This is a genomic window from Pedobacter jamesrossensis (genome assembly GCF_042650905.1).
GTDB classification, from domain to species: Bacteria; Bacteroidota; Bacteroidia; order Sphingobacteriales; family Sphingobacteriaceae; genus Pedobacter; species Pedobacter jamesrossensis.
Window position 1 is genome coordinate 19,629 of record NZ_JBHSBY010000118.1, and the last position, 11,120, is coordinate 30,748.

Annotated in this window: 9 protein-coding genes; all 9 read left to right on the top strand. The window is 38.6% G+C overall.

Annotation, left to right across the window (positions count from 1 at the left end; translation table 11 throughout):
- The first annotated feature begins 185 nt into the window (after positions 1-185).
- The 9 genes from ACFOUY_RS12300 to ACFOUY_RS12340 all read left to right on the top strand — a co-directional run bounded on the left by ACFOUY_RS12300 (position 186) and on the right by ACFOUY_RS12340 (position 10,909).
- Entirely contained in the window at positions 186-863 is a 678-nt protein-coding gene (locus tag ACFOUY_RS12300; RefSeq protein ID WP_378960998.1) for a response regulator transcription factor, read from the top strand.
- Positions 860-2,107 (top strand): sensor histidine kinase, encoded by a 1,248-nt coding sequence (locus tag ACFOUY_RS12305; RefSeq protein ID WP_378960999.1) that lies wholly within the window; start codon positions 860-862, stop codon positions 2,105-2,107. Before ACFOUY_RS12300 ends, ACFOUY_RS12305 begins: the two co-directional genes overlap by 4 nt.
- Before the next feature lie 64 nt (positions 2,108-2,171).
- A complete protein-coding gene (locus ACFOUY_RS12310; protein ID WP_378961000.1) occupies positions 2,172-2,579 on the top strand; it encodes a hypothetical protein in 408 nt (135 codons plus the stop codon).
- Position 2,580: 1 nt separating this feature from the next.
- Positions 2,581-3,375, top strand: a complete 795-nt coding sequence (locus ACFOUY_RS12315; protein WP_378961002.1) for a phosphatase PAP2 family protein — start codon at positions 2,581-2,583, stop codon at positions 3,373-3,375.
- Between the two features lie 79 nt (positions 3,376-3,454).
- Positions 3,455-4,702 carry a TolC family protein gene (locus ACFOUY_RS12320; protein WP_378961003.1) on the top strand — a complete coding sequence of 416 codons (1,248 nt, stop codon included), beginning with the start codon at positions 3,455-3,457 and terminating at the stop codon, positions 4,700-4,702.
- Positions 4,702-5,628, top strand: coding sequence for an efflux RND transporter periplasmic adaptor subunit (locus ACFOUY_RS12325; protein WP_378961004.1), 927 nt, complete (start codon positions 4,702-4,704; stop codon positions 5,626-5,628). Before ACFOUY_RS12320 ends, ACFOUY_RS12325 begins: the two co-directional genes overlap by 1 nt.
- A 2-nt stretch (positions 5,629-5,630) precedes the next feature.
- Positions 5,631-8,684: an efflux RND transporter permease subunit gene (locus ACFOUY_RS12330; protein ID WP_378961005.1), complete on the top strand. Its 3,054-nt coding sequence runs from the start codon at positions 5,631-5,633 to the stop codon at positions 8,682-8,684.
- Positions 8,685-8,760: 76 nt separating this feature from the next.
- A complete protein-coding gene (locus ACFOUY_RS12335) occupies positions 8,761-9,768 on the top strand; it encodes a YncE family protein (RefSeq protein WP_378961006.1) in 1,008 nt (335 codons plus the stop codon).
- A 754-nt stretch (positions 9,769-10,522) separates the two neighbouring features.
- Entirely contained in the window at positions 10,523-10,909 is a 387-nt protein-coding gene (locus tag ACFOUY_RS12340; protein WP_378961007.1) for a GreA/GreB family elongation factor, read from the top strand.
- The last annotated feature ends 211 nt before the right edge of the window (positions 10,910-11,120 follow it).

An 11,120-nucleotide genomic window follows, 5' to 3' on the forward strand; every position in this document is an offset into this window, starting at 1 on the left:
TTATACCAATGTTCAATGGGATGAATTAAATTTGAACATGTTATCAGCTCATGTGTATTTTACTCAATACGGAAAGAGCGCACTACAGCAAAAAAAAAGCACTTAACATTGCAGAGCTTCAAAGCCGGCTGAATAATTAATCTATCCCATAATTTATTTGAATAAAAATATAAATTTTCAAAAAAATGAAAATACTGATTGTTGAGGATGAGTATGCCTTGTACGAAAGCATATTTGATTACTTTACTGGAGAGGGAAATATATGTGAACATGCCGCGGATTTCGATACCGCCAGTGAGAAGATTGAACTTTATAATTATGATTGTATCCTTTTAGATCTGGGTTTACCCGGTGGCGAAGGGTTAGACCTTTTATCCAAATTGAAAAAATCCAATAAAAAAGATGGTGTCCTAATTATATCTGCAAGGCATTCTCTTGACGACAGGCTTAGAGGACTTGATCTTGGAGCTGATGATTATCTAGTCAAGCCCTTTCATCTCTCAGAATTGAAAGCAAGGGTGAGCGCAATTGTACGCAGAAAAAATTTTGATGGAGATAATGTGATCACTTTCCATGAGATTAAGGTGGACGTATCTGCAATGAAGGTTACCGCGAATGATAATGCCCTTACACTGACCAAAAAGGAGTTTGATCTGCTTGTTTATTTTTTATCCAATAAGAATAAAGTGGTCACCAAAAATGCGATGGTGGAACACCTCTGGGGAGATGAAATGGACTTGTCGGATGATTTCGATTTTATCTATACCCATGTTAAAAACCTGAAAAAGAAACTGGCCGAAACGGGCACAAAAGATTATATCAAATCTGTTTATGGTATTGGCTATAAATTTACCGACGCATGAAGCTATCCGTCCGCTATAACAAGGTCAATATCCTGACCTCTTCCATAATTCTGGTGATTACCGGTATAATCTATTATTTTTTTATCCATCTGATTTTAACCAATAAACTGGACAAGGATTTAGCGGTAGAGGAAAATGAGATCAGACAATACACCAGGACATATCAAAAGTTGCCCTTACCGGCGAGTTATCTCGACCAACAGGTCTCTTATCAGCCATTATCTGGAAAATCGGATATCCGGGAATTCAGCAATACGACCTACCAAAACCAAAATGAGCACGAGCAGGAACCAGGAAGAAGCCTGATCACCACCGTTAAACTTAAAGGCAAGGTCATTCAGGTAACCATTACAAAATCAAGGGTAGAATCTGAGGATCTGGTTCGGATAATTCTTTTGATCACATTGGGGGTAACGGTGATTTTGCTTTTTTCCCTTTTCCTAATTAACCGGTTTGTATTGAGCAGACTTTGGATGCCGTTCTATAATACACTGAAAAGGATGAAATCTTTTGAAGTGACAAAAATGGAAACGGTAAACCAGGATTCTACAAAAATTGATGAATTTATAGAGCTTAACCAATCGGTAGATGCGATGACCAGTCGTGTAAAACGGGATTATAGGGAGCTTAAAAGCTTTACCGACAATGCTTCGCATGAAATGATGACTCCTCTGGCGGTAATTAATTCAAAGCTTGATTCGCTTTTACAGACTGAACCCTTCACCGCCCAGCAAGGCGCACTGCTCGAAGATATCTATCAGGCTACGGGCAGACTATCAAGGCTTCATCAATCACTTCTGCTATTGGCCAAGATCGAGAACAACTTAATTAACGATGCCCAGGAAATTGATCTAAAAGTTTTAATAGAATCCAAATTAAGGCAGTTTAGTGAACTTTTTGAAAGAGATAGTTTGACTACGGAAGTTAAACTGAGCAACAAAACCGTAGTAATGAGTAGATATCTTGCCGATATTGTACTAAATAATCTCTTTAGCAATGCAGTAAGACATAATCAACCCGGTGGAAAAATCTTGATAGAACTCTCGGAAACCGCACTTGTTATTTCCAACACCGGAAAGGATTTTAGGGGTAAAGACAGGCTCTTTGACAGGTTCTCAAAATCAAACGAATCTGAAGGCATGGGACTTGGCCTGGCCATTACCAAACAAGTGTGTAATATATATGGTTATCAGATTACTTACCAGAAAATAAATGAATTGCATATTTTTTCCGTTCTTTTTTAATCCTGCATCATAACTACAGAATTCCTACATAATTGACTTATAGTTTTGATAAAAAATAAAAACTATGAAAAAGATTTTTGGAATATTTTTATTAATGGGCGGTGTGGTTAGCGCTACATTTGCACAGAAAGTTGCAGCGGGAAAGGTACCAGCCGCGGTTAAAACTGCTTTCACAAAAAATCATCCCGGTATAAAAGTAAACTGGGAAATGGAAAAACAAAACTTCGAAGCTGGTTTTACCTTAAACGGCAAAGAAACTTCCGAAGTTTATTCTGCAGCCGGGTCTTTATTGGAAAGGGAAGTTGCAATCAAAACAAGTGAGTTTCCGGCCGCTGTAATGCTTAAGTTAAAAGGAATGAAAGTTGCCGAGGCTGCTAAAATTACCAAAGCTGATGGCAGCGTGAGCTATGAGGCCGAAGTAAAAGGAAAAGACTTATTGTTTGATGCAAACGGTAACCTTTTAAAACCTTAGTATGGCTAAGTACTTTTATATCATGTTGCTGTTTACAGCGGCAACATTATTTTCATTTGCCCAAAATGTAGATTCGTTAAAAAACACACTCGAACCGGATTCTCTGGGAAGATGGTATTCGGGTAATCCTATTCCCAAAAAGAAACTAAAAGTGACCTCATTTATCGCCCCGGCTATTCTGATAGGCTATGGTTTCGCAGCTGTTTATGATAATGGTGCCTTAAAACAGCTTGATTTGAGTACAAAAGCGGAATTACAGGAAGACCATCCTTTGTTTGCAGCCCATGTGGATGATTATTTACAGTTTGCCCCAGCGGCAGCTGTGTATGCGCTGAATCTTTCTGGCGTAAAAGGCAAACATAATCTGTTTGATGCCTCTATGCTTTATGTAACCTCTGCCGCTATTATGGGGGCTTCCACTCATTTTGTTAAGCAAGGCGTAGGCAGGGAACGTCCCAATAATAACGGAGAAAATTCATTTCCTTCCGGCCATACCGCATCAGCCTTTATGGCTGCAGAATTTTTGCATCAGGAATATAAGGATGTTAATCCTTGGATTGGTTATGCAGGGTATTTTGTAGCTACTGCTACAGGAACCTTAAGAATGTACAACAATAAACACTGGTTTAGCGATGTTGTTGCCGGTGCCGGATTTGGAATTGCCTCTACCAAGATTGCTTACCTGATTTATCCTTACATGAAACAAATTTTCAATAAAAAGAAAGATAGCAAATTTAGTTTGATGCCATATTACCAGCCTGGAGCATCCGGTTTGATGCTTTCGGGAAGATTTTAAATGCTTTTCAGGGTCTCTCGCTAATTAAGCTTACAACGAAATACTTCATGCTTTTTTTAGCCGAATAAATTTTAAGGATATGAAACCTAAGTATAAATATTCTCTTCTACTGATGCTTGTTTGTTCTATGCTTTTAGTCAAGGCGCAGGAACCAACGAAAAATCTTGAATTTTTCCTTAACCGGGCGAAAATTTCAAGTCCTGTACTAAAGGATTTAGAAAACCAGCGCAAATCTGCAGGTATAGACAGCCTTATTGTTCGGGCTTCAGCCAAGCCGCAAGTTACCGGATCTTCAAGCGGCTTGTATGCACCGATAATTCATGGTTATGGTTATGATGAAGTCATAACCAACGGCCAATCTTTAGATGCCTTACTCAATGTGAATTACGATTTACTGAATAAAAAACGCATTAATAACCAACTGCAGGGCGTAAAATTGCAAAACGATTCCATTAGGTATGCAAGTCAAGTGTCGACATTTGATTTAAATCGATCCATAGCGGACCAGTACATTTTAGCTTTTGCCAGTCAGTACCAGGTTGATTTTAACAGTGAGGTGGTTGCTTTACTTAAAAAAGAGGAAGCTTTGCTTAAAACTTTAACCAGAAGTAATATTTACAAACAATCAGAATATTTAACGTTTTTAGTTACCCTGCAACAGCAGGAATTAAGCTTACAACAAGCAGCCTTGCAATATAAAAATGATTTGGCTAACCTAAATTATTTATCTGGAATTACCGATACTACTTCAGTTCTTTTAGAGGAGCCGAAACTTAAATCGGATAAGCTTTTCTTCGAAACGAGTTTTTTCAAACGGAAATTTGAATTGGATAGTTTGAAAAATGAAAATCAAAGGAGTTCCATCATCCTAAATTACCAACCAAAACTGGGCGTGTATGCCAATGGCGGTTATAACTCATCGTTAGTGCTTCAGCCATATACAAATTTTGGCGCAAGCGTTGGGTTTACATTTTCCGTTCCGATTTACGATGGACATCAGAAAAAAATGCAGTTTAACAAGCTTAATCTGGCCTCAGAAACCATCTCAAATTACAGGGCGTTTTTTGTTCGGCAACAAAGTCAACAACTCAACTTAATCAGTCAGCAAATTAGTCAAACCGATGCACTTTTTGGGAAAATCAACGAGCAAATCAGGTTTAGTAAAGGGTTGATTGAAGTTGATAGTAAACTGATGCATACAGGCGATTTACGTGTGGCCGATTTTGTAATCGCGGTTAACAATTATATGTCTGCACAAAATCTGCTGAGACAAACTACTATAAACCGCCTAAAACTGATTAATCAATATAATTATTGGAACCGATAATGAAAAGATACTTAAAATTGATTTATGCCAGCATCGCTGTTGCAATTACACTTTCTTCTTGTAGCAGTTCAGCACCTGAAGCTACAGCAGATACGCCATCTCCGGTTACTCCCGTACAAATTACGCATGTGAGTGATAGTTCACTGGCTGAATATGTTGAGCTTTCTGCAACGTCTGCTTATTTAGAAAAAAGCTTTGTTAAAGCAAACATCAATGGTTATATCGAAAAAGCTAACGTCGGGACCGGTCAAAAAGTAGGCAGCGGGCAAACTCTTTTCACACTGATTACCAAAGAAGCAAGATCGATTGGCAATACCATTAATAAGCTCGATCCTGGTTTTAAGTTTTCAGGTATTTCAACTATTCGGGCGGAGCAAGGCGGAATTATCGTTCAGGTTAATCATCAAAAAGGCGATTATGTGCAGGATGGCGAGGCTTTAGCAACCATCAGCAATCGTAATAGTTTAGTGTTTTTGTTAGACCTGCCTTACGAGCTTAATCAAATCATTCAGCAAAACGGAAACCTGAATGTGTTGCTACCCGATGGAACTTCATTAACAGGCGCTGTTTCCGGAACAATGCCTGCGGTCGATTCATTAGCGCAAACCCAGCGATATATTATTAAAGTTTCATCAGGAAAAGATATTCCGGAGGGGCTAATTGCAAAAGTAAAACTGAGCAAAATCAGCCATCCAAATGCACAGGTACTACCAAAATCTGCAGTGTTGGCCAACGAAACGGAAGATGAATTTTGGGTGATGAAACTCATCAACGATTCTACAGCAGTAAAAGTAAATGTGAAGAAAGGCATCGAAAATAGCAGCAGAACAGAAGTCTTAAGCCCCAAGTTTTCTAAATCGGATAGAATTATCACATCAGGTAACTATGGAATTGCCGATACGGCTAAAGTTAAAATTCAGAAATAACCATGAAGAACTTTTTTATTTCTCATAGAAATCCTATTCTGGCCGTACTGGTCATTATTCTGGTTGGAGGCGTTTATTCTTTTCAGCAACTGAAAACTGGGCTTTTCCCCGAAATCACTTTTCCGAAGATTAAAATTATTGCCGATGCTGAGCTGCAACCGGTAGATAAAATGGTGGTTACGGTTACTCGTCCGTTGGAAAATGCGGTAAAGCAAGTGCCAAACTCGCAATTGGTAAGGAGTACAACCAGTCGTGGAAGTTGCGAGCTTTCGGCATTTATGAATCCCGGAGCAGATATCAATTTAAGCCAGCAACAAATCGAATCGCAGATTGCCAAAATCAGCGCAGCATTGCCGGCAGGGGTGAACATCTCGGTTGAGAAAATGAACCCCTCCATTTTGCCCGTTAGCGGCTATAGCTTGGAAAGCCCTAGTTACTCGCCTGCAGAACTGAAAAAGATTGCTACTTATACCGTGAAACCTTTTCTTTCACAAGTTACAGGTGTATCTGAAATTCGGGTTATTGGAGGGAAAAGCAAGGAATTTTGGCTGGAACTTGATGTAGCCAAAATGCAAACGCTAGGCATATCGCCCGACCAAATTAGCACTGTACTTTCTCAAACCAATTTTATAAAATCAAACGGGTATTTAGCCGACCATAATTATTTATACCTTTCGGTTACCGATGCAACGGTAAAAACCAAAACAGACCTCGAAAACCTTGTACTTACCAGGAAAGGAAACCGTACAGTAAAAGTTAGCGATATTGCCAAGGTTAGCATACAGCAAAGTGTAGAGTACACCAGGATAAATGCAAATGGTAAAGACGGAATTCTGATTGCCGTTATTAAGCAGCCTAACGCTAACCTTGTCGACCTTTCGAGCCAAATGGCTACAAAGGTTATTCAGCTTGCAAACATACTTCCGGCAGGAATTACCATTAAACCTTATTATGTGCAGGCCGATTTTGTAAACGAATCGGTCAAAAGCGTTCGCGATAGTTTATGGATAGGATTAACACTGGCTATCCTAGTCGCCATTATTTTTCTGCGTTCAATTAAAGCCAGCGCAACCATCCTCATCACTATTCCAATCACGCTTTGCCTAACGGTGATTGTACTTTATTTTATCGGTTACACTCTAAATATCATGACTTTGGGCGCTATTGCAGCGGCCATTGGATTAATTATTGATGATGCTATTGTGGTAGTAGAACAAATCCATCGTACACACGAGGAGCATCCTGATGAGCCTACGGTTCCTTTACTTGGAAGAGCAATTCATTATCTTTTTCCTGCAATGTTGGGTTCATCGATTAGTACTATTGTAATTTTCGTGCCTTTCGTACTTATGACAGGGGTTGCGGGGTCTTATTTCCAGGTAATGACCAATACGATGATTATTACTCTGGTTTGCTCGTTTTTTATAACCTGGATTGGCTTGCCGGTAATCTATCTGTTGCTCACAAAAGATTCGCACAATAATGCATCAGGCAAACAAGCTGCCCATCATGAGGTTAAGCCACAAAATTGGGTGCGGTATTTTATTCAGCGACCGTATATCAGTTTTGTTTTTATCTTGATCTTAATCGCTTCCATTGCAGTCGTTTTTCCTCGTTTACAAACAGGATTTTTACCAGAAATGGATGAGGGGAGTATTGTTTTGGATTATGCATCGCCTCCAGGAACATCGCTTGAAGAAACCGATAGGATGTTGAAAGAAGTGGAGAAAGAAATTGTTAAAATACCTGATGTTCAGGCTTATTCGAGAAGAACGGGAACGCAAATGGGCTTTTTTATTACCGAGCCTAATACAGGGGATTACCTGATTCAACTCAAACCAAACAGAACAAAAAGTACAGATGAAGTAATTTCTGATATCAGAACTCATATTGAAAATACACAACCTGCACTTAAAGTAGATTTTGGTCAGGTAATTGGCGATATGCTGGGCGATTTAATGAGTTCGACACAGCCCATAGAGCTCAAGATTTTTGGTAACGATCAGCAAAAACTGCAGATCTTGTCCAAGCAGATTGCAGATCTGGTCTCCAAGGTTAGCGGAACAGCTGATGTGTTTGATGGGATTGTACTATCCGGCCCAACGGTAAATGTCCAGCCTAATTTTGCTATGCTTGTTCAATATGGCGTAACGCCTGCATCATTTCAGTTTCAGGTTCAAACGGCCATGCAAGGTAATGTAATCGGCGATTTATATGATAAACAACAACTTTCCCCCATCCGGATGGTTTATCCGGGCAGTAGAAAATTTAGTATTTCTGATATCTCGAGGATGAAGATTTTTCTGTCTGATGGAACTGCCATTCCAATTCAGAATTTAGCTAAAGTTGAGCTGAAACCAGGTAGTGCTGAAGTGGAAAGGGAAAACCTGCAAACCATTGGTGCTATTACTGCCAGATTAGATAACCGAGATTTGGGAAGTGTAATGTCTGATATTCAATCAACAATAAAATCAAAAGTAAACCTGCCCTCAGGATATCACATTGAATATGGCGGTGCTTACAAGGAGCAACAGCAATCTTTTTCTGAATTATTGACAATCCTTATCGCATCAAGTTTGCTTGTTTTTAGTGTTATTTTATTCCTTTTCAAGGATTTTAAAATAGCGTTTTTAATTCTCCTGATTTCAGTCTTGGGTATTTCAGGCAGTTATTTAGCATTGTTTATAACGGCAACGCCATTAAACGTAGGTAGTTATACAGGACTTATTATGATTGTGGGGATTATCGGAGAAAATGCAATTTTTACTTTCTTACAGTTTAAGGAGTCCTTGCATGATAAAGATATAGATGATGCCATCACCTTTGCCATTTCAACACGGTTAAGGCCTAAATTGATGACGGCATTAGGGGCGATTATTGCGCTGATGCCGTTAGCATTGGGCATTGGCGCCGGGGCACAACTTCACCAACCACTGGCCATTGCCGTAATTGGAGGATTTATTGTAGCCTTACCTTTGCTTTTAGTTGCATTACCAAGCCTTATCCGTAAATTTTATTCAAAAAAAACTAAGAAATTTAATTCAAAAATAAAATGAAACAGGCATAATTTTTAAAATCACCTACTGTAATGATTAAATCGGGATGACTGCCTCACAAAAAAAAAATAAACAGATGAAAAAGAAAATTTTGACAATGGCTTTGTTGGTCGCAACAGGTATATCGGTAAACGCACAAAAAAAAACAGGCATTCATCTATTGGCTACCCATACCATAGGAAGCGGGGGAGGATGGGATTATCTAAGTGTAGATCAAAAGAATAATAACCTTTTTGTTTCCCACGGAACACAGGTAAACGTTTTAAATAAATCGACCGGCGATTCGGTTGGTGTAATCCATAATACACAAGGTGTACACGGAATAGCTGTCGTAAGTTCCTTAGGAAAAGGATATACCACCAATGGTAAAACTGCAACATGTACGGTTTTCGATTTAAGAAACTTAACCGTGATGTCGCAGATCAATGTTGGCCAAAACCCAGATGCTACTTTTTATGATGACTATTCACAGAAAGTATATGTTTTTAATGGAAAAAGCCATGATGCTACTGTTATTGATCCTCAAACCGATAAGGTGGTAGCTACTATTGCGTTAGGCGGAAAGCCAGAGGCTGGTGTATCTGATGGAAAAGGGAAAATTTATGTAAACATTGAAGATACAAATGAGATTGTTTGTTTTGATAGCAAGACGTTTAGTGTCCTATCTCGCTATAAACTCCTTGGTGGTGAAGAGCCATCAGGATTAGCAATTGACAAAGCTAATTCGAGGTTGTTAACAGTCTGTTCCAACAAGGTGATGTTGATTCTAGATGCTAAAACCGGTAAACTGATGGCTAAATTGCCAATTGGTGATGGGGCTGATGGCGTAGTTTTCGATTCGACAACTAAATTAGCCTTCAGCTCAAATGGTGAAGGAACCATCACCGTGGTGAGAGAAGTCTCGGCCGATAAATTTGTGGTAGAAGAAACTATAAAGTCTGAGCCTGGAGCCAGAACAATTGCACTCGATACTGTTACCCATCATATTTTTCTGCCAACAGCAAGTTTTGAGAAAAATAATGTTGAAGGACAGCGGCCAAAAATGATTTCAGGAACTTTTAAGGTTTTGGAGTTCGGTAAATAGCGATTTGTATAACTGGATAAACCAGAGTGCATTGACCCCGTCTCACCAGAAATAAAATTGTTGTAAAGTTTTGCTTGTCTGCACTTTAGTGAATTGGCGGAAAGGGGTCAAATTAGTTGGTTTATGCAATATGCCCGTAAACTAAGACAATGTATTAGTATTCGATATTAAGATAATCTCCCCTCACTTTCCTAATGGGGCTTAATAAACATACTCGCGTTTCGCATCAATTTGAAAATTGATACTGACAAATGCAATAACTATTGATTTGGCGCCACCTTAGTCAGAATAGTGTTAAAATCATAGAAAAGATTAGAAATTTTGCTGATTTGTTCTACTATAGCTTATATTAGAGATGTGAACATATACCTCAAATACATTTCCCCGACCGTTGCTTTCTCATATGAGGACATACGAATGGTTGAATCTTGTATTTTTTCACACTATTCTTATATTTTTCGCGACGTGATTTACTGTATATCTTCTTTTAAAGATTTTGATAATCCCGCCCCAAGCCTTCTATAATTTTCTGGCCTGGGGTTCAGCGCCTATCTTATTGAGACATTCCTTTTCATAAGTCGATCGAATACTTTGTTTTAGCAAAGAATAGTTCGTAAATCAGTTTAAATAGAGCTGAATTGATTTTAATGTCTACACATTACTTTTTTCCCTTCTTCATAAGGGATGATAGGTCTTTTCTTTCGAACATAAACATTCCTTCAAAATAATCCTAGAATACTTTAACGACATAAGTATGAATCTCAATGAAAACAATGCGGTAGTAATTACCCAGCAGGACTTTGATTTACTAAAGCCCTATTTTAGCAAACAGAAAAAAAATTCCACTGAAATGTCCTTATCGGCAGAACTCAGTAGGGCAGTTATCTTAAAAAATGATGCGTTCCCACCACATGCCATAAGACTTAATTCGAAGGTTTGGATCCAGGAAGCAAGTACTGGAAACATAATGGAGCTTACAATCGTATTGCCTCAGCACGCGGATATAAAACAGAAAAAGATTTCGGTTTTAACTCCTATCGCAGCAGCTCTCATAGGGTTTAGAAAGGGTGAAACCGTTAGATGGGAAGTTCCTGCTGGACTGAAAATATTTAAGATCATCAATGTTCTCGCACCTATTTAAATTTAAAACATGAAACTTACAAAGCCAAAAATCATGATTGTTTTTGAGGATTTTGCCTCGGGGAAAGTCATCCGGGGCCCTGATTTACTAATCAATTTAATATTTAAATACATTACTGTCCGATAAAAATCAGGTTTGATAAAAATAGTTTATTTATTGATGAATATTTAGTGTTTTCTAAGCTTACTGAAAAATCAACCCCTACCCATCA